The organism is Micrococcus sp. iso_239, from assembly GCF_056173395.1.
Genome location: NZ_CM149672.1, coordinates 110,362 through 128,298, shown reverse-complemented (window position 1 = coordinate 128,298; position 17,937 = coordinate 110,362). Strand labels below are relative to the sequence as shown.

The 17,937-nt window shown below is 72.1% G+C and carries 17 protein-coding genes and 1 tRNA gene; 6 read left to right on the top strand and 12 right to left on the bottom strand.

The window, feature by feature from the left end:
- Positions 1–5: 5 nt before the first annotated feature.
- Positions 6–78 (bottom strand) — tRNA-Lys (locus AC0VX2_RS00595).
- 158 nt (positions 79–236) lie between these two features.
- Here AC0VX2_RS00595 and AC0VX2_RS00590 point away from each other — a divergent pair.
- From AC0VX2_RS00590 to AC0VX2_RS00580, 3 genes are all read left to right on the top strand, one after another.
- A complete protein-coding gene (locus AC0VX2_RS00590) occupies positions 237–911 on the top strand; it encodes a hypothetical protein (protein ID WP_041103592.1) in 675 nt (224 codons plus the stop codon).
- A 139-nt stretch (positions 912–1,050) separates the two neighbouring features.
- Positions 1,051–1,677 (top strand): hypothetical protein, encoded by a 627-nt coding sequence (locus tag AC0VX2_RS00585; protein ID WP_036314859.1) that lies wholly within the window; start codon positions 1,051–1,053, stop codon positions 1,675–1,677.
- 15 nt (positions 1,678–1,692) lie between these two features.
- Positions 1,693–2,718: an inorganic phosphate transporter gene (locus AC0VX2_RS00580; protein ID WP_475432598.1), complete on the top strand. Its 1,026-nt coding sequence runs from the start codon at positions 1,693–1,695 to the stop codon at positions 2,716–2,718.
- Between the two features lie 92 nt (positions 2,719–2,810).
- Here the strand turns inward: AC0VX2_RS00580 and pstB are convergent, their stop codons facing one another.
- The 4 genes from pstB to pstS all read right to left on the bottom strand — a co-directional run bounded on the left by pstB (position 2,811) and on the right by pstS (position 7,064).
- The gene (gene pstB, locus AC0VX2_RS00575) at positions 2,811–3,590 is read right to left on the bottom strand and encodes a phosphate ABC transporter ATP-binding protein PstB (protein ID WP_036384205.1); all 780 of its coding nucleotides are present in this window, start codon (positions 3,588–3,590) and stop codon (positions 2,811–2,813) included.
- 87 nt (positions 3,591–3,677) lie between these two features.
- Positions 3,678–4,859: a phosphate ABC transporter permease PstA gene (gene pstA, locus AC0VX2_RS00570; protein WP_356972192.1), complete on the bottom strand. Its 1,182-nt coding sequence runs from the start codon at positions 4,857–4,859 to the stop codon at positions 3,678–3,680.
- 1 nt (position 4,860) lies between these two features.
- Positions 4,861–5,817, bottom strand: a complete 957-nt coding sequence (gene pstC / locus AC0VX2_RS00565; RefSeq protein WP_044658633.1) for a phosphate ABC transporter permease subunit PstC — start codon at positions 5,815–5,817, stop codon at positions 4,861–4,863.
- Between the two features lie 134 nt (positions 5,818–5,951).
- Positions 5,952–7,064 (bottom strand): phosphate ABC transporter substrate-binding protein PstS, encoded by a 1,113-nt coding sequence (gene pstS, locus AC0VX2_RS00560; RefSeq protein ID WP_060974250.1) that lies wholly within the window; start codon positions 7,062–7,064, stop codon positions 5,952–5,954.
- A 226-nt stretch (positions 7,065–7,290) separates the two neighbouring features.
- Between pstS and AC0VX2_RS00555 the strand changes: the two genes are divergently transcribed.
- Positions 7,291–8,460: an FUSC family protein gene (locus AC0VX2_RS00555; RefSeq protein ID WP_070709026.1), complete on the top strand. Its 1,170-nt coding sequence runs from the start codon at positions 7,291–7,293 to the stop codon at positions 8,458–8,460.
- 88 nt (positions 8,461–8,548) lie between these two features.
- Positions 8,549–9,985, top strand: coding sequence for a DNA repair protein RadA (radA, locus tag AC0VX2_RS00550; RefSeq protein ID WP_036384198.1), 1,437 nt, complete (start codon positions 8,549–8,551; stop codon positions 9,983–9,985).
- 13 nt (positions 9,986–9,998) lie between these two features.
- Here radA and AC0VX2_RS00545 read toward each other — a convergent pair whose 3' ends face one another.
- The gene (locus AC0VX2_RS00545; protein ID WP_036339123.1) at positions 9,999–10,862 is read right to left on the bottom strand and encodes a hypothetical protein; all 864 of its coding nucleotides are present in this window, start codon (positions 10,860–10,862) and stop codon (positions 9,999–10,001) included.
- Positions 10,863–10,903: 41 nt separating this feature from the next.
- Between AC0VX2_RS00545 and AC0VX2_RS00540 the strand changes: the two genes are divergently transcribed.
- Positions 10,904–11,836, top strand: a complete 933-nt coding sequence (locus AC0VX2_RS00540) for an HhH-GPD family protein (protein ID WP_169577770.1) — start codon at positions 10,904–10,906, stop codon at positions 11,834–11,836.
- 37 nt (positions 11,837–11,873) lie between these two features.
- Here AC0VX2_RS00540 and AC0VX2_RS00535 read toward each other — a convergent pair whose 3' ends face one another.
- The 6 genes from AC0VX2_RS00535 to lysS form a co-directional block, all read right to left on the bottom strand.
- Positions 11,874–12,389, bottom strand: a complete 516-nt coding sequence (locus AC0VX2_RS00535; protein ID WP_036314832.1) for an amino-acid N-acetyltransferase — start codon at positions 12,387–12,389, stop codon at positions 11,874–11,876.
- Between the two features lie 96 nt (positions 12,390–12,485).
- Positions 12,486–12,668, bottom strand: coding sequence for an Rv0909 family putative TA system antitoxin (locus tag AC0VX2_RS00530; RefSeq protein WP_036339128.1), 183 nt, complete (start codon positions 12,666–12,668; stop codon positions 12,486–12,488).
- 326 nt (positions 12,669–12,994) lie between these two features.
- On the bottom strand, positions 12,995–15,550 hold the full coding sequence (locus AC0VX2_RS00525; RefSeq protein ID WP_158184786.1) for an ATP-dependent Clp protease ATP-binding subunit: 2,556 nt from the start codon (positions 15,548–15,550) through the stop codon (positions 12,995–12,997).
- A 156-nt stretch (positions 15,551–15,706) separates the two neighbouring features.
- On the bottom strand, positions 15,707–16,009 hold the full coding sequence (locus AC0VX2_RS00520) for a histone-like nucleoid-structuring protein Lsr2 (RefSeq protein ID WP_036314827.1): 303 nt from the start codon (positions 16,007–16,009) through the stop codon (positions 15,707–15,709).
- A gap of 164 nt (positions 16,010–16,173) precedes the next feature.
- The gene (locus AC0VX2_RS00515; RefSeq protein WP_041104642.1) at positions 16,174–16,413 is read right to left on the bottom strand and encodes a hypothetical protein; all 240 of its coding nucleotides are present in this window, start codon (positions 16,411–16,413) and stop codon (positions 16,174–16,176) included.
- A gap of 1 nt (position 16,414) precedes the next feature.
- On the bottom strand, positions 16,415–17,929 hold the full coding sequence (lysS, locus tag AC0VX2_RS00510; protein ID WP_136939888.1) for a lysine--tRNA ligase: 1,515 nt from the start codon (positions 17,927–17,929) through the stop codon (positions 16,415–16,417).
- Positions 17,930–17,937 lie beyond the last annotated feature (8 nt).

The following is a 17,937-nucleotide window of genomic DNA, read 5'->3' as shown; positions in this document are numbered from 1 at the left end:
TCCGGTGGGCCCTGCGGGGATCGAACCCGCGACCGGCGGATTAAAAGTCCGATGCTCTGCCAGCTGAGCTAAAGGCCCCCACCCGCGGCCGACGACGACGGCGCGCGGCCGACGACGGCGACCCTCACGGGTGCCCTCCGATGGTAGCCCAGGCGTCCGGGGCACTACCGTGGACGGGGCCGCCGCCTCCGGCGACCACATCCCCACCCCGATGCGCCCTCGAAGGGAGCCCGCCCATGGCACGTCACCGCCTGCCCGCCGGCCGCGGCGCCAGCTCGAGCGCCTCGGGCGTGCTGCGCCCCCACCGGCCCCGCCTCTCGGAACCGCAGGAGCTCACGCACTTCGCCGGCGGCGAAGACCCGCAGGAAGTGGCCGCGGCGGCCTCGCGCCTGGCCCACGCCCTCGTGGCCGGCGGCCGCGCGGAGGAGGACCCGGCCATCGTCGAGCGGCTGGTCGGGCTGGTCCGCGAGCTGGGCGTCGAGACGCTCGCCGAGCTGTGGGCGGACGCCCCGCCCGTCTCGCTCGCCGGCGCCCTGTGGCGCCTGTACGCGCTCCAGGAGGCGACGACCCGCGACGGCGAGCGCTGGGCCGCCTGGTACCGCGCCGGGCATGCCGCCTACGCCTCGCGCGTCGTGGCGGGCGCCGTCGAGCCGCCGGGGCCGGCCGAGCTGCGCCGCCTCACGGACACGATCCTCACGGGCGCCTACCGCTCCGAGATCGACGTCGCGTTCGAGCGCGCCGCGGCCTACGCCCGCGTCGTGGCTCTGGGCCAGGTCGAGCACGCCGAGGGCTCCGAGGCCGCCGCCCCGGACCGCGCCGCCGCCCTCACCCGCCGGGCCGCGCGCCTGGTCAGCACCGCCGACGCCCTGGAGGCGGCGGGTCGAGCGTTTCGGGACGGATCGCTAGACTGAAGGGGACGGCGCCGGGCCGCTGGTAACCCCGGGCTCCAACACATAGCCGCTGCGAGCGGCCTTCCGCCGAGAGGCGTTCCCGGTCCGGCGTCGTCGTCGACCCCTTCGCCACCCGTCGACGAGAGAGCGACCGCTGCCCATGTCCCCCCGCATGCCCTGGCTCGTCACGCGCGACACCCCGGCGCTGCGCCACATGGCGGACCTCGCCGAGGCCCTGCACCGGTCCGTGCATCTGGTGGCCCAGGTCGCGGGGACCCGCGGACCCGAGGCGGACCGTGCCGCCCGTGAGCTCGAGGAGCTCGACTCGTCCTCGAGCGCCACCCTCATGGCCTTCCTCACCGCGCTGCGCAGCGCCTACGTGACTCCGCTGCCCCGTCAGGACCTCTACCGGCTGGCCAGCGGCGTGCACGCGACCACCCGGCGCGTCGTGTCGGCGGGCGTGCTGATCCAGCGGGCCGACCTCGAGGAGCTGCCGACGCACGCCCTCGACGTCCTCGAGACCGTGGGTCGTCAGGCCGAGCTGCTCGCCCGCGGCGCCGCCGAGATGCGCGACCTCGACGCACTGGAGGCCACGTGGATGCAGCTGCTGCGCGCCTCCCGCCGCACGGAGCGGATCATGGTCGAGTGGCTCGCCGACCTCGGCATGGACCTGCTGCAGCGCGACTACAACCGCCAGCGCGAGGTCGCCTGGGCGCTGCACGCGGCGCTCGAGGCCCTCTCCCGCGTGAACATGGACCTGGGCATGGTGCTCGTCCGTGAGTCCTGAGCCGGTGGAGGCGCCGTGACCGCGGGGCTCGCCGTCGTCCTCGTGCTGCTGTGCGCCGTCGGCGCGCTGATGGGGTTCCGCGACGCCCCCAACGCCGCGGCGCTGCCTGTCCGGCACCGGGCGCTGACACCGCGCGGGGCCCTCCTCCTGACCGGAGCGGTCAACACCGTGGGCGCGCTGCTGGGCATCGGGCTCATCACGCTGAGCGTGCACTACTTCACCTCGCCCGCGGTGCGCAGCGAGATCGGCCCCCTGGCCGTGGGCGTGTCCTGCGTGGTGACCCTCGTGTGGGGTCTGCTGCTGTGGTGGCGGCGCCTGCCCGGCTCCAGCACGCACGCGCTGATCTCCGCGCTGGCGGGCAGCCACCTCGCCGTGCGCCTGAGCCTGCACATCGACGTCGCCCACACCATCTTCGACCTCGTCCGCGCCGAGGTGCTGCTCAGCCTGCTGCTCTCGCCCCTGATCGCGTGGGCGCTCGCCCGCCTGCTCACCGCGCCCGCCACGCGGCTCGCCACCCGCGGCACCACGGTCAACGTCCAGCACCGGGCCCGCGTCGCGTTGGGCATCTCCGCCAGCGCCATGGCCATGGGCCACGGCCTGCAGGCCGGTCAGCGCATGGGGGTGCTGTGGGCCGCCGTGCTGGTGGGGTCCGGGTCCGTCCTGGCGCCGGACGCCCTGACGGCCGAGTTCGTGGGGGGCGCGTTCCTGTTCGCCCTCGCGGTCGGGCTCGGCACGCTGGGCGGCGCCTGGCGGATCGCCTGGACCCTCACCGAGCGTCTCGTGCGCCTCGACCCCCTGCGGGCGTCCGTGGCCGCCGTCATCCCCGCGGGCCTGCTGTTCGTCGGATCCCTGGTGTTCCACCTGCCCCTGTCCTCCACCCACACGGCGACGGCGGCCATCGTGGGCGCCGGCCAGACGCAGACCTACGCGTCCGTGCGCTGGCCCACCGTGCTGCGCGTGGTCGGCTGGTGGCTGCTCACGCCGGTGGCCTGCGCCCTCCTCGGCCTCCTCGGCACGCTGGCCCTCCTCCCGCTGGCCTGAGGCCGCGCCCGACGACGACGCCCGGCCCCGCAGACGCCGCGACCCCGCCCGGCGTGCGGCCGGACGGGGTCGGGGACGGAGCGCGGGGCGGCTCAGCCGAAACGGCCGGAGACGTAGTCCTCGGTCTGCTGGCTCGAGGGGTTGTTGAAGATGACGTTGGTGTCGTCGTACTCGATCAGCTTGCCGGGCTTGCCGACGCCCTGGATGTTGAAGAACGCGGTCTTGTCCGCCACGCGCGCGGCCTGCTGCATGTTGTGCGTGACGATGATGACCGTGTACTCCTCCTTGAGCTCGTTGATCAGGTCCTCGACGGCGAGGGTGGAGATCGGGTCGAGCGCGGAGCAGGGCTCGTCCATGAGGATCACGTCGGGCTGCACCGCGATGGAGCGGGCGATGCACAGACGCTGCTGCTGACCGCCGGAGAGGCCGGAGCCGGGCTTGTCGAGGCGGTCCTTGACCTCGTTCCACAGGTTGGCGCCGCGCAGGGACTTCTCCACGAGCTCGTCCGCACGGGACTTGTTCAGGCGGGTGCCGTTGAGCTTGTAGCCGGCCAGCACGTTGTCCCGGATGGACATCGTGGGGAACGGGTTCGGGCGCTGGAAGACCATGCCGATCTGGGAACGGACGCGGACCGGGTCCACACCGGGCCCGTAGATGTCCTCGCCGTCGAGCAGGAGCTGGCCGTCCACGGTGGCGCCGGGGAGCACCTCGTGCATGCGGTTGATGCTGCGCAGGAAGGTGGTCTTGCCGCAGCCGGAGGGGCCGATGAAGGCGGTGACGGAGCGGGGGGCGATGTCGATGTTGACGCCCTCGACGGCCTTGAACTTGCCGTAGAAGACATCGACGTCGATGGCCTGGATGCGCTTGGACATGAGTGGTTCTGTTCCTTCGTGGAAGTCTCTGGGGGGGGTGCGACGGGGTCGGGGCCGGCCGCCCGGGGGATTCCGGGCGGCCGGGCCTCACCGGCCCTTCTTGGGGGCGAACGCCTTGGCGATGAACCGTGCCGCCAGGTTGAGCAGCATGACGATGGTGACGAGCAGCAGGGCGGCTGCCCAGGCGCGGGCGGTCGAGGGGTCCGCCGCCGTAGGCGAGGTCGGGGCGACCAGCTGGCGGTAGATGTACACCGGCAGCGCGGTCATCCAGTTGTCGAACGGGTTCCAGTTGATGCTGGTGGCGAAGCCGGCCGTCACGAGGATCGGCGCGGTCTCGCCCGCCACGCGGGCGATGGCCAGGGTGACGCCGGAGGCGATGCCGGAGATCGCGGTGGGCAGGACCACCTTGGCGATGGTCTGCCACTTGCGCACGCCGAGGGCGTAGGCGCCCTCGCGCAGCTCGTTGGGCACCACACGGAGCATCTCCTCCGTGGATCGCACGACCACGGGGATCATGAGCACCGAGAGCGCGATCGCGGCCGTGAGACCCATCTGCACGGACTGCAGTGCGGTGGACTTGCTGCCGGTGACCAGGGTCAGGACCCACGTGATCGCGGCGTAGGCGAAGAGGCCGGCCACGATCGAGGGGATGCCGGTCATGACGTCCACGAAGAACACGATGGCGCGGGAGAACCAGCCGCCGCGGCTGTACTCCACCAGGTAGATGGAGGTGAGCATGCCGATCGGCACGGAGATCAGGGTCGCGATGATCGTGATCACGACGGTGCCGATCAGGGCGTGGCCGAAACCGCCCGCGAGCCCGCCGGCGGGCTTGCCGTCCTCCACCCACGCCGAGTCGTCGATGCCGGTGATGCCCTTCATGTCGTACGCCATGATCTGCGGGTTGGCGATCAGGGTCGGCAGACCGGCGGAGAGGACCGACCACAGCACGGAGACCAGCGGCACCAGGGCCACGAGGAACGCCAGCCACACGAGGTTGCGGCACAGGCCGTCCGCGGCGCGGCGCCGGTTCTCCATCACGCGGGTGGCCACGTAGAGCCCCGCGATGTAGAGGATGGCGGCGATGATCACGAAACCGGCGACGTTGAAGGCGCCGCTGAGCAGCACGGTCAGGCCGGCGGCGACGACGGCCGCGGCAGCTGCGACGGCCATCCAGGTCCAGCGGGGCTTCTGACCCTCGGTCAGGGAGTGACGCCGCGGCGTCACGCTGTCCTCGGTGGCCCGGGGAGAAGTCGAGACAGTGCTCATGTCAGTTGGCTCCCGAGAATTCCTTGTGCTTGTTCACGATCGCGCGGGCGATCATGTTCACCGCCAGGGTGATGATGAAGAGCATGAGACCGGCAGCGATCAGCTCGTGCAGGCGCATGTTGAACGCCTCGGGGAAGTTGAGCGCGATCTCCGACGGGATCGTCTGGTTCCTGCCGGACTCCACGAGCGACCAAGAGAAGACGCCGCCGGAGAGCACCATGGTGACCGCCATGGTCTCGCCGAGCGCGCGGCCGAGGCCGAGCATGATCGAGGAGACGATGCCGGCCCGGGCGAACGGGAACACGGTCATCTTGATCATCTCCCAGCGCGTGGCGCCGAGGCCGAGCGCGGCCTCCTCGTGGAGCTTCGGGGTCTGGGTGAAGATCTCACGGCAGAGCGCGGTGATGATCGGCAGGACCATCACGGCCAGCACGACGCCCGAGGTCAGCAGGGTGCGGCCCGTGGTGGTGGCCGAGCCGCCGAAGAACGGGATGAAGCCCAGGTTCTCGTTGAGCCAGCCGTAGATCGGCACCATCAGCGGAGCGAGCGTCAGCCAGCCCCACACGCCGTAGACCACGGAGGGGATCGCGGCCAGCAGATCGATCACGAAGCCCACCGACTGCGCGATGCGCGGGGGCGCATAGTGCGAGATGAACAGGGCGACGCCGATCGCGACCGGGGTGGCGATGAGCAGAGCGATGATCGACACCATCACGGTGCCGGCCATGAGCGGCCACACGTACTGGAAGAAGGAGTCCGCAGACACGAGCTCCGCACCCGGCTGCAGGGCAGGCCATGCCTCCGTCAGGAGGAAGACCGCCACGAAGGCGAGCACGAGCAGGATCAGGACGGCGGCCGCCAGGGCCCCGCCGGAGAGGAGCTTGTCTCCGGCGGCTCCGCGGCGGGGGCCGCGCAGGCTGGACGGCTTCGGTGCCGCCTCGTTGGTGGTTGAGGACACAGTGCCTTCCCTCAGATCGACGTGCGTGGTGATGGACGGGCCGCGACGAACGAGCGCCCTGACGCGGCTTCAGCCGCCGGGCCCGTGGGGCCCGGCGGCCGAAGCGGCGGCGGGTCAGCCGACAAGAAGCGACATCAGCCCTTGACCGAGATGGCCTCGATGCGCTCCATGGCCTTCTTGCGGGTGTCCTCGGAGATCGGGGCGTTGCCCGCGGACTCCTCGGCGGTCTTCTGACCGTCCTCGGACACGACGTACTCGGCGAAGGCCTTGACCTGGTCCACGGTCTCCTGCGACTCGTACTGGTTGCAGTAGATGTGGTAGGAGACCAGCACGACGGGGTACACGCCGGACTCGTCGGTGGCGCGGTCGAGCTCGATCGAGCCGTCCTCCTTGGCCTCGGACTTCTCGACGGTCGCGGCCGCGGCCTCGGCGGAGTACTTCACGTACTCCTCGCCGACCTTCACGGACACGGTGCCCAGCTCGCCCACGGCGGAGGCGTCGGCGTAGGTGATGGCGCCCTCGGTCTGGGAGGCCAGGCCCACGACACCCTTGGTGCCCTGGGCGGACTCGGCGGTGATGTCGGACGGCCAGGTCTCGACCTCGTCGTAGGACCAGGCATCGCCGGCGGCCTCGGTGAGGTAGGCGGTGAAGTTCTCGGTGGTGCCCGAGTCGTCGGAACGGTGCACGACGGTGATCGGGGTGTCGGGCAGCTCGACGCCCTCGTTCTGCGCGGCGATGGCCTCGTCGTTCCAGTTCTTGATCTCGCCGGAGAACACCTTGGCGATGGTCTCGGCGTCCATCTTGACGTCATCGACGCCCGGCAGGTTGTAGGCCACGGCGATCGGGGAGATGTAGGCCGGCACGTGGAACGCGCCCTCGTCGCCGCAGTTCTTCTTGGCGGACTCAGCCTCCTCCTCCTTGAGGGCGGCGTCGGAGCCGGCGAAGGAGGTGGCACCGGCGAGGAACTTCTCACGACCGGCACCGGAGCCGTCCGGGGAGTACTGCACGGTCAGGTTCGGAGCGGTCTCGGTGACGCCCTGGGTCCAGGCGGTCATGGCCGCCTCCTGCGAGGAGGCGCCGGCGCCGACCAGGTTGCCCTGGACCTCGGAGGTGGTGCCCTGCTCGCCGCCGGCGGAGCCGGAGGCATCGGAGCCGCCGTTGCCGCTGTCCGCGGAGGAGCAGGCGGTCAGGGCGATGGCGGCCACGGACAGGAGGGCGGCGGAGCGGCCGAAGCGGAGAGCCTTCACGAAGAGCCTCTTTCAATCGGATGACGACGGTGAGGGCAGAGCGTCCGGCTGGCCCGGTTCTGCACCGCACTCGACCGTACGGTCCCGAGGTGAATCGAGTGCTCGGCCGGGGTGAACAGATGGTGAACTGGGGCGGCATTCGTAGGATCTGGCTGTGCAGTGGGTCACAATGCCTGGTTGAGCCTCGCACGGCGGGGGTTCCGCGGCGTCGGACTAGGCTGGCCGCATGACGGACCGCTTCGCCACCGCCACGGGCACGGTGCCGATGGTCGACCCCCAGACCCGCGGGGAGCGCCTCGGCCGCTTCCTGCGTCGGCGCGCCCGTGCGGGTTGGTCCCGCGTCCGCTCCTCCGTGGGCCAGGCCGCCCTCGTCGCGGTCTGCGCGGTGGGCGCCTATTGGTTCGCGGAGACCGTCCTGGGCCACCAGCAGCCCCTGTTCGCCTCCACCGCCCTGCTGATCGCCCTCGGCTTCCAACGGGAGCCGAAGCTGCGCAAGGTGGCCGAGGTCGCCGTCGGCTGCACCGTCGGCATCCTGATCGGGGACCTGCTCATGGTCGGGCTCGGCCGCGGCCTGTGGCAGGCCTCGGTGGTCCTGTTCGTGTCCGTGATGGTGGCCCGGTTCCTGGACTCCGGCGCCACGTTCACGATGCAGATGTCCCTGCAGTCCGTCCTCGTGGTCCTCCTGCCCATCGGCACGGGAGGGCCGTTCGTCCGCAGCCAGGACGCGATCGTGGGCGGCGTCCTGGCCCTGCTCGTCACGTTCCTCTCGCCCCAGGACGTGCGCCGTCCCGCGGTGCGTCAGCTGGGTGGGCTCTACGACTCGATCGCCACGGTGCTGCGCGACCTCTCCCGGGCCCTGCGGGAGGACGACTCCCGCACCGCCTGGATGGCGCTCGTGGCCAGCCGCGGCACGCACACCACGCTGGAGGCGCTGCGCAAGGAGCTGCGCGTCACACATGAGCAGACCGTGTTCAACCCGCTGCACCGCTCCTCGCGCTCCTTCGTGGAGGACGCGGTGAACGCGGCGGACCGCTCGGATCTGGCGGTGCGCTCCCTGCGGATCGTGGCCCGGCGGGTGGTCTCGGCCCTGGACGAGGGCGTGCTCGACGACGACGTCCGCGAGCGCCTGGCCGCCTGGTTCGACGACGCCGCGGACGCCGTCGAGATCCTGCACCGGTCCCTCGTGGAACCCCAGGCCGAGGGCCGCCATCGCTCGCTGTCCGTGGCGCGGGACGCCCTGGGGGCGTCCGCCTCCGCGTTGGACCCGCACCAGCTGGGCGGCGGATCCGTGCACGGCGAGGCGCTCGTGATGCTGCTGCGGCCCATGATGGTGGACCTCATCGAGGCCACGGGCGCCGAGCACGACGAGGCGCGGGCCTACCTGCCCCGCGTCTGAGCCCGACGGCGGCGCGCGGCCCCGGCGGTCGACGTCGGGCCGCCTGCGGGCCGGTTAACACGTCCGCCCCGGATCCTAGAGTGGGCGCATGGCCACCAAGACCGCCCCGAAGCGCGCCCCCGGATACCGCTGCACCGAGTGCGGCTGGACCACCGTGAAGTGGGTCGGACGCTGCGGGGAGTGCCAGTCGTGGGGCACGGTCGAGGAGATCGGCCTGACGTCCACCACCGGCCGCACGCGCGCGGCCACGGTCGCGGAGGTCGCGCCGCGCATCGCGGACGTGGACGCCACGCTGGCCTCGTTCCGCTCCACGGGGGTGCGCGAGCTGGACCGCGTGCTCGGCGGCGGCCTCGTGCCGGGCGCGGTGATCCTGCTGGCCGGCGAGCCGGGCATCGGCAAGTCCACGCTGCTGCTGGACGTGGCCGCCCAGACGGCGCGCGGCGCGGGCGGCGGCGGTCCGCGCTCGGTGCTGTACCTGACGGGTGAGGAGTCGGCGGCGCAGGTGCGCTCCCGGGCAGACCGGATCGGGGCGATCGCGGACACCCTGCGTCTGACGGCGGAGACGGACCTGGGCCGGGCGCTGGGGCAGATCGAGCGGACGGACCCGGAGCTGGTGGTCGTGGACTCCGTGCAGACCCTGCAGTCCACCGAGGTGGACGGGATCGCCGGGGGCGTCAGCCAGGTGCGCGAGGTGGCGGCCAGCCTCATCCGCACGGCCAAGGAGAAGGGGATCACCACGGTCCTGGTGGGCCACGTGACGAAGGACGGGACCATCGCGGGTCCGCGGCTGCTCGAGCACCTCGTGGACGTGGTCTGCCAGTTCGAGGGGGACCGCCACTCACGGCTGCGCCTGGTGCGTGCGGTGAAGAACCGCTTCGGGCCCACGGACGAGGTCGGCTGCTTCGACCTGCGGGAGGACGGCATCGAGTCCCTGGACGACCCCTCCGGCCTGTTCCTCTCGGGCGTCTCGGAGCCGGTCGAGGGCACATGCGTGACGGTGACGCTCGAGGGCCGGCGCCCGCTCGTGGCCGAGGTGCAGTCCCTGCTCACCCCGTCCGCCGGCGGCAGCCCGCGCCGCACCGTCTCCGGCGTGGACGCGGCGCGCGTGAACATGCTCCTGGCCGTGCTCCAGCGCCGGGCCCGTTTCGCCCTCGCCCAGGACGACTGCTACGTGGCCACCGTGGGCGGCGTGCGACTCTCGGAGCCCGCCTCGGACCTGGCCGTGGCCGTCGCCGTGGCCTCGGCGAAGCTCTCGGCCCCCGTCCCGCAGGGGATGATCGCGGTCGGTGAGCTCGGGCTGGCCGGGGAGGTGCGCCCCGTGCCCGGCATCGGGCGACGGGTGCGTGAGGCCGCCCGCCTGGGCTTCACCCGCGCCCTGGTCCCCCGCTCCCCCGAGCCGCTCGGGGACGTCCCGGCGGGCTTCACGGTGGCGGAGGTCGGCTCAATCGGCGAGGCCCTCGCCACGATCCCCACGTGGACCGGCGGCGGCCCGGCCGCGCGTCCGGAGGTCGGCCCCGGCCGCTGACGACGCGCCCGGCTCAGCGGGACGGCGACGGCGACGGGTCGGTGGTCGTGGCCGGTGCCGCGGACGGCGAAGCCGACGCCGATGCTGAGGCGGACGCCGAGGCTGAGGCCGACGCCGGAGCTGAGGCGGACGCCGACGGGGAGGCGCTGCCGCTCGAGGAGGGGGTGGCCGAGGAGGGGGTGGCCGAGGAGCCGCCGTCCTGGGCCCCCGGGGCGAGCTCCTCGAGGATCTTCAGCGCGACGGGGCGGGAGGTGACGTCGCCGAGGCTGACCGTCAGCAGATGGGGTCCGGGCTCCGCGAGAGCGCCGAGTCGGCCGCAGTCCTGGCTCGAGGCACGGCCGGACCAGCGGTACACGGCGGTGAGCTCCTCGTGCGGGTACAGCACCCGCTGGGCCTCCGCGGGGTCCGCCTGGCAGATGCGGGTGGAGAAGACGTCGTCGCCCTCGGCCGTGCGGATCCTGAACTCCTGTCGGGCCGTGCCCACATCCGTGCGGCACGGGGTCGAGGAGAGGTTCGTGATGCCCAGGCGCAGCTCGGCCTCCTCGCCCCGCTGGTACTCGGACCGGTCCGCGGAGGCGGTGATCCGCAGGTCCGAGGGCTGGCACTCGGCCGCGTCCTCGAGGGCCACGGTGGGCGAGGCGGAGCCGGACTCGGCGTCCGTCGCCGGGGCGGGCGACGGGGAGTGCACCGGCGTCGGGGCGGCGGAGGGGTCGGCGTCCTCGGAGGAGAAGGCGCCGATCCCGGCGCGGACGAGCGCCACGACGGCCCACCCCACCAGGAGCAGGAGCACGAGGGCGAGCAGGGCGGCCACGAGCCGCCGGCGGCGGTAGACGGCGGGGGACGGCTTCGACCCGGGGGAAGTCGGACGAGACGGCATGCGATCCAGGGTAGGCGGCGGCGCACCCTACAGTGGACGCCATGCCCGCGCCCGCCCCCCTCGTCCCGCCCACGGTGGACGTGCCGCGCCTGCACGACGCGGTGCTGGGCTGGTTCGCCGTCCACGCCCGGGACCTTCCCTGGCGCAGCCCGGACTGCTCCCCGTGGGGCGTGCTCGTCTCGGAGATCATGCTCCAGCAGACACCGGTCGTGAGGGTGCTGCCCCGCTGGCGGGAGTGGCTGGAGCGCTGGCCCACCCCCGCGGACCTGGCCGTCGCCCCCACCGCAGACGTGCTCACGGCCTGGGACCGGCTCGGCTACCCGCGCCGGGCCCTGCGCCTCCAGGAGGCCGCCCGGGCCGTCGTCGAGCGCCACGACGGCCGGGTGCCGGCCGACCCCGCCGCCCTGCGCGCCCTGCCCGGCATCGGCGAGTACACGGCCGCGGCGGTCGCGAGCTTCGCGTTCGGCATCCCCGAGACCGTCGTGGACACCAACGTGCGCCGGGTGATCGCGCGCGCGGTCGCGGGTGAGGCCCTGCCCGGCAGGTCGCTGACCCGCGCCGAGATGCGCCGCGCCCAGGACCTGATGCCCGAGGACCCTGCCCGCGCCAACGCGTGGAACGCGGCCGTCATGGAGCTCGGGGCCCTCGTCTGCACGGCCCGCTCCCCCGCCTGCGACCGCTGCCCCCTGGCGGAGACGTGCGCGTGGGTCGCGGCGGGCTCCCCGCCGCCGGCGGAGGTGTCGCGCGGCCAGGCCTGGGCCGGCACGGACCGTCAGGTGCGCGGGGCCGTGATGGCCGCCGTCCGCGAGCACGGGCGCGTGGCCGAGGCGGAGGTGCCCGCCGTCGTCGTGACCGGGGGGCGGCTCGGGTCGCACCGCCCCGACGACGCGCAGTGGGCGCGCTGCGTGGCTGGGCTCGTGTCGGACGGGCTGCTGGCCCGGGACGACGACGGCGGCCTCACCTTCCCGGCCTGACCTCGCCGGGGTACGGGGCGGCCCGCGGTGCGGCGGCTCAGAGGCGGCGGATCATCCGCGTGTTGCCGAGCGTGTTCGGCTTGACCCGGGCGAGGTCCAGGAACTCGGCGACGCCCTCGTCCGTGGAGCGCAGCAGTTCCGCATAGACCTCCGGGTCCACGGCGGACTGGTCCGCCATCACCTCGAAACCGTGCCGGCGGAAGAACTCGACCTCGAAGGTCAGGCAGAAGACCCGCTCGACGCCCACGGCCCGCGCACGGTCCAGCAGCTCCTCGATGAGCAGGTGCCCGACGCCGGCCCCCCGGTGGGCCTCCGAGACGGCGAGGGTGCGGACCTCGGCGATGTCCTGCCACATCACGTGGAGGGCGCCGAAGCCGGCCAGGGTCCCGTCCGCCTCCTCGGCGACCACGAACTCCTGGATGGCCTCGTAGTAGGCCACAGCCTCCTTCTGGAGCAGCACGCGCTCCCGCGCCAGTGGCTCCACGAGCGCCTGGATGACCGGGACGTCCTGGGTCCGCGCCGAGCGGAGGGTGAGGGGGCGGTCGGCAGGCATGGGGTCCAGTCTAGGCACGGACATCCCGACCCCGGAGAGACGGGAGCCCCCGTCCCGGCGGACCGGGCGGGGGCTCCCGCGGCGTCGACGGCAGGCTCAGGCCTGCTGCTCGCCCTCGTCCCCGGACAGGAACTTCTCCTGCGCGCCGTCGACACCCTTGTTCACGGTGTCGGCGTGCTCGCCGAGCTTGTCACCGTGCTGCTCCTGAGCGTTGTCCACGGCCTCGTCGATCTTGTCCGAGTGCTGGTTTGCGAGGTTGTTCAGGTCACCGATACCCATGGGCGGCCTCCTTCTTCTCGGGGCTGCTCCGCGGCCGTCCCGGCGAGCGCCGGGTCGAAGCGGAGACAGGACCACCGTCGAGCGGTCACAGACCACGCTGGCACCGATCCCGCCGCGAGGGAACCCCTCTCGTGCCTCCGGGGAGGCGGTCCGGTTCAGCGGTCCTTCGAGAGGCCGTCCTTGATGCCTACGGCGGTGTCGCGGACCTCGGCCCCGGCGTCCCGCGGGGGCACGACGACGGCCCGCCGCCTCCTCCCCGAGGGGAGGAGGCGGCGGGCCGTGGGCACCGGACGCGCGGTCCGGCGTCTCGGATCAGGCCCCGCGGGTCACGCGGAGCGGGCGGCGTCCACCGGATCGCCGGCACCGGACTCGAGCTCGGCCAGGTCCGCGCCCTCCAGGGCCTCCCGGCCGCCGGAGAACGTGAACGTCAGCTCGGCGCCCTCCCCCTCGCCCGTGGTGTCCACGGTGATGAGGGAGCCGGCCGGGATCTCACCGAAGAGGATCTTCTCCGAGAGCTGGTCCTCCACCATCTGCTGGATGGTGCGGCGCAGCGGGCGGGCACCCATGGCCGGATCGTAGCCGCGGTCCGCGAGCAGTTCCTTGGCGGACTGGGTGAGCTCGATGGACAGGTCCTGCTCCGCCAGGCGCTTGCCGAGGCGGGAGATGAACAGGTCCACGATCTGCACGATCTCGTGCTTCTGCAGCTGCGGGAACACGATCACGTCGTCCACACGGTTGAGGAACTCGGGGCGGAAGTGCTGGCGCAGCTCCTCCTTGACCTTGCCCTTCATCCGCTCGTACCCGGTGGTGGTGTCCGTGGCCGACTGGAAGCCGGTCATGACGCCCTTGGAGATGTCCCGGGTGCCGAGGTTCGTGGTCATGATGATCACGGTGTTCTTGAAGTCCACCACACGGCCCTGCGAGTCGGTCAGGCGACCGTCCTCGAGGATCTGCAGCAGGGAGTTGAAGAGGTCCTGATGGGCCTTCTCCACCTCGTCGAACAGCACCACGGAGAACGGACGGCGGCGGACCTTCTCGGTGAGCTGGCCGCCCTCCTCGTAGCCCACGTAGCCGGGAGGGGCACCGAACAGACGCGAGACGGTGTGCTTCTCCTGGAACTCGGACATGTCCAGCGTGATGAGCGCGTCCTCGTCCCCGAAGAGGAACTCCGCGAGGGACTTGGCCAGCTCCGTCTTGCCGACGCCGGTGGGGCCGGCGAAGATGAACGACCCCGAGGGGCGGTTCGGGTCCTTCAGGCCCGCGCGGGTGCGGCGGATGGCGCGGGACAGGGACTTGATCGCCTCGTCCTGGCCGATCACGCGGCGGTGGAGCTCCTCCTCCATGTTGCGCAGGCGGTCCGTCTCCTCCTCGGTGAGCTTGAACACCGGGATGCCGGTGGACTTGGAGAGCACCTCGGCGATGAGGTCCTCGTCCACCGTGGCGACGTCGGCGTCCGCACCGGTGCGCCACGCCTGCTCCTTCTCGCGGCGCTCGTCCTCGAGCTGCTGCTCCTGGTCGCGCAGGCGGGCGGCGCCCTCGAAGTCCTGGCCGTCGATGGCGGCCTCCTTCTGGGTGCGCGCCTCCGCGATGCGGGACTCGTAGGCCTTGATCTCCGGCGGCACGGTCATGCGACGGATGCGCAGACGCGCGCCGGCCTCGTCGATCAGGTCGATGGCCTTGTCCGGCAGGTGCCGGTCGGAGACGTAGCGGTCCGCCAGGCCGGCGGCGGCCTTGAGCGCACCGTCCGTGATGGAGACCTTGTGGTGTGCCTCGTAGCGGTCCCGCAGGCCACGCAGGATCTCCGTGGCGTCCTCGACGGACGGCTCGGCGACCTGGATCGGCTGGAAGCGGCGCTCGAGCGCGGCGTCCTTCTCGATGTGCTTGCGGTACTCGTCCAGCGTGGTGGCGCCGATGGTCTGGAGCTCGCCCCGGGCCAGCATCGGCTTGAGGATGCTGGCGGCGTCGATCGCGCCCTCGGCCGCGCCCGCCCCGACGAGGGTGTGGATCTCGTCGATGAACAGGATGATGTCCCCGCGGGTGCGGATCTCCTTGAGCACCTTCTTCAGGCGCTCCTCGAAGTCGCCGCGATAGCGGGAGCCGGCCACGAGGGAGCCGAGGTCCAGCGAGTAGAGCTGCTTGCCCCTGAGCGTCTCCGGGACGTCGCCGCGGTCGATCGCCTGGGCCAGGCCCTCGACGACGGCGGTCTTGCCGACGCCGGGCTCGCCGATGAGCACGGGGTTGTTCTTGGTGCGGCGGGAGAGCACCTGCATGACGCGCTCCATCTCGCCCGCACGCCCGATGACGGGATCCAGCTTGCCGTCGTGCGCGGCCGCGGTGAGGTTGCGTCCGAACTGGTCCAGCACCACGGAGCCGGCGTTCTGGCCGGCCTCGCCGCCCTGGCCCACCCCGGCGCCGGCGGTCTCCTTGCCACCCTGGGCGCCGCCCTGGTAGCCGGAGAGCAGCTGGATGACCGTCTGACGGACGCGGTTCAGGTCCGCGCCGAGCTGCACGAGCACCTGGGCGGCCACGCCCTCGCCCTCGCGGATCAGGCCGAGCAGGATGTGCTCGGTGCCGATGTAGTTGTGGCCGAGCTGCAGCGCCTCGCGCAGGGACAGCTCGAGCACCTTCTTGGCGCGCGGCGTGAAGGGGATGTGGCCGGGCGGGTTCTGCTGACCCTGGCCGATGTCCTCCTGCACCTTCTCTCGCACGGCGCCCAGGGAGATGTCCATGGACTCCAGTGCCTTGGCTGCGACGCCCTCACCCTCGTGGATCAGACCGAGCAGGATGTGCTCGGTACCGATGTAGCTGTGGTTGAGCATGCGCGCCTCTTCCTGGGCGAGCACGACCACCCGCCGGGCGCGGTCGGTGAATCTCTCGAACATGGGCACACTCCTTGCGTACGGTCGTGGTCGAGACTACGCACCCGGGCCGCGTGCCGCGCGACTGTTCGCCAGCGGGAGAAGCGGCCCGGCCGTCGTCGGGAGGGGCCGGAACGAGGCCCGGGGACGCCGATCCCTCGACGCACCCGGGCGGGGCGCTCACTTGCGCTTCGCGTTGCGGTAGGCCTCCACCACGTCGCGGTGCAGACGGCCCCGGCTCGAGACCTCGTAGCCGTTCTCGGCCGCCCACTTGCGGATCTGGGCGGCCTCGACCTTGGGCGACGGCGGCGCCACGGCGCGGCCCTTCTTCATGTAGGGCTTCAGGAACTCACGGAGTTCCGCAGCGTGCTCCTTCGACAGGTCGATCTCGTAATTGCGACCGTCCAATGCAAAGTTCACGGTCTCATCTGCAGGCGAACCGTCAAGATCATCCACGAGGACCACTTCTACCTTCTGTGCCAACGGTGATTCCCACTTTCTTCTCTCGTGCGCGTGTCCCTGGGTTCCGGTCTTCGCTCTCGGGGTTCTTTCCCGCGTGCTCACGATTCCGGCCGTGCACTTGTGGTGATTCAAGAATACCGCAACAAAGCCGGGCAGAAGGATTCTTCAACGCCGGGGAAGGAATCTCACCGGGCGCGGTCCTCCGGATCAGCCCCCGGCCCTCCCTCGGCTCGGCGTCGGGCCGCCCACTCACGGGCCTCGGCCTCCTCGCGGGCCGCCCGCGCGTCCGCGCCCGAGAGCCGGCGGGCCTGACTCTCGCGCTCGCCCGTGTCCGAACGCAGCAGGGAGCGCATCACCAGCCAGAAGATGAGCCCGAGGCCGATCGAGGGGGCGAGGACGGAGAAGTAGTCCCAGAAGGCGGCCATGTCAGGCCTCCGGCTTGAGCAGCGGGAAGAGGATGGTCTCGCGGATGCCGGCGTCCGTGAACAGCATCACCAGGCGGTCGATGCCCAGGCCGATGCCGCCCATGGGCGGGGCGCCGTACTCGAGGGCGCGCAGGAAGTCCTCGTCCAGCTGCATCGCCTCGTCGTCGCCGGCGGCCGCCATCGCCGACTGGGCGGTCAGGCGCTCGCGCTGGATGACGGGGTCGATCAGCTCGGAGAACGCGGTGCCGCGCTCCATGCCGCCGATGATCAGGTCCCACGCCTCGATGACCCGGTCCTCCGAGCGGTGCGGGCGCGCGAGCGGCTGGGCGGCCGGCGGGTAGTCGTACACGAACGTGGGGTTCATCAGGGTGGGCTCCACGATCTCACCGAACAGCTCGATCACGAGCTTCTCCGCGTCCCACGCGGGGTCCACCTTGACCTCGTGCTCCGCGGCGATCGCCCGCAGCGTCTCGGCGTCCGTCTCCGGGGTGATCTCGCGGCCCACGGCCTCGGACAGCCCCGGGTACACGGCGACCCAGGCCCACTCGCCGTCGAGGTCGATGACGCCCTTCGCGGTCTCGAGCCGACGCCCGGCGCCCACCGCGTCCGCGGCGTTGAGGATGATCTCCTGCATGCGCTCGGCCATGACGTGCATGTCCGCCCACGCCTCATAGGACTCGAGGGTGGTGAACTCGGGCGAGTGGGTCGAGTCCACGCCCTCGTTGCGGAACACGCGGCCGATCTCGAACACGCGGTCGATGCCGCCGACGACGGCGCGCTTGAGGTACAGCTCGGTGGCGATGCGCAGGGTCATCGGCTGGTCGAACGCGTTGAGGTGCGTCTCGAAGGGACGCGCGAGGGCGCCGCCGTGGACCAGCTGGAGCATCGGGGTCTCCACCTCCACGTAGCCGTGGCCCTCGAGGGTGCGCCGCACCGCCGAGGTGACCTTGGCCCGGGTGTAGACCATGCGGCGGGCCTCCTCGCGCACGATCAGGTCCGCGTAGCGCTGGCGGACGCGGGTCTCCTCGTTCAGGTCCGCGTGCAGCACGGGCAGGGGGCGCAGCGCCTTGGAGGCCATCTCCCACGCCGAGGCCATGATGGACAGCTCGCCGCGGCGCGAGACGATCACCTCGCCGGTGACGGAGAGGAAGTCGCCCAGGTCCACGACCTTCTTCCACTCGGCCAGGGACTCCTCACCGACGGCGGCCAGGGACACCATGACCTGGAGGCGGACGGCCTCCCCGTCCGCACCGGACTCCTGCAGGGTGGCGAAGCAGAGCTTGCCGGTGTTGCGGAGGAAGACGACGCGCCCGGTCACCGACACGGTCTCGCCCGAGGTCCAGTCGGGCTCGTGGCCGTCGAACCGCTCACGCACCTCGGCCAGCGCGTGGGTGCGCGGCACCTGCACGGGGTAGGCCTCGCGGCCCGAGGCGAGCAGCTGCTCACGCTTAGCGGCGCGGACGGCCTGCTGATCGTGGTGGTCGACGGCGGCGGAGGCGGAGTTCTCGGTGGTCACGGTTCCCG

Coding starts and splice junctions, on each gene's coding strand:
- AC0VX2_RS00590 (WP_041103592.1), top strand. CDS start 237: ATGGCACGTCACCGCCTGCCCGCCGGCCGCGGCGCCAGCTCGAGCGCC.
- AC0VX2_RS00585 (WP_036314859.1), top strand. CDS start 1,051: ATGTCCCCCCGCATGCCCTGGCTCGTCACGCGCGACACCCCGGCGCTG.
- pstB (WP_036384205.1), bottom strand. CDS start 3,590: ATGTCCAAGCGCATCCAGGCCATCGACGTCGATGTCTTCTACGGCAAG.
- pstA (WP_356972192.1), bottom strand. CDS start 4,859: ATGAGCACTGTCTCGACTTCTCCCCGGGCCACCGAGGACAGCGTGACG.
- AC0VX2_RS00555 (WP_070709026.1), top strand. CDS start 7,291: ATGACGGACCGCTTCGCCACCGCCACGGGCACGGTGCCGATGGTCGAC.
- radA (WP_036384198.1), top strand. CDS start 8,549: ATGGCCACCAAGACCGCCCCGAAGCGCGCCCCCGGATACCGCTGCACC.
- AC0VX2_RS00545 (WP_036339123.1), bottom strand. CDS start 10,862: ATGCCGTCTCGTCCGACTTCCCCCGGGTCGAAGCCGTCCCCCGCCGTC.
- AC0VX2_RS00540 (WP_169577770.1), top strand. CDS start 10,904: ATGCCCGCGCCCGCCCCCCTCGTCCCGCCCACGGTGGACGTGCCGCGC.
- AC0VX2_RS00535 (WP_036314832.1), bottom strand. CDS start 12,389: ATGCCTGCCGACCGCCCCCTCACCCTCCGCTCGGCGCGGACCCAGGAC.
- AC0VX2_RS00530 (WP_036339128.1), bottom strand. CDS start 12,668: ATGGGTATCGGTGACCTGAACAACCTCGCAAACCAGCACTCGGACAAG.
- AC0VX2_RS00525 (WP_158184786.1), bottom strand. CDS start 15,550: ATGTTCGAGAGATTCACCGACCGCGCCCGGCGGGTGGTCGTGCTCGCC.
- AC0VX2_RS00515 (WP_041104642.1), bottom strand. CDS start 16,413: ATGGCCGCCTTCTGGGACTACTTCTCCGTCCTCGCCCCCTCGATCGGC.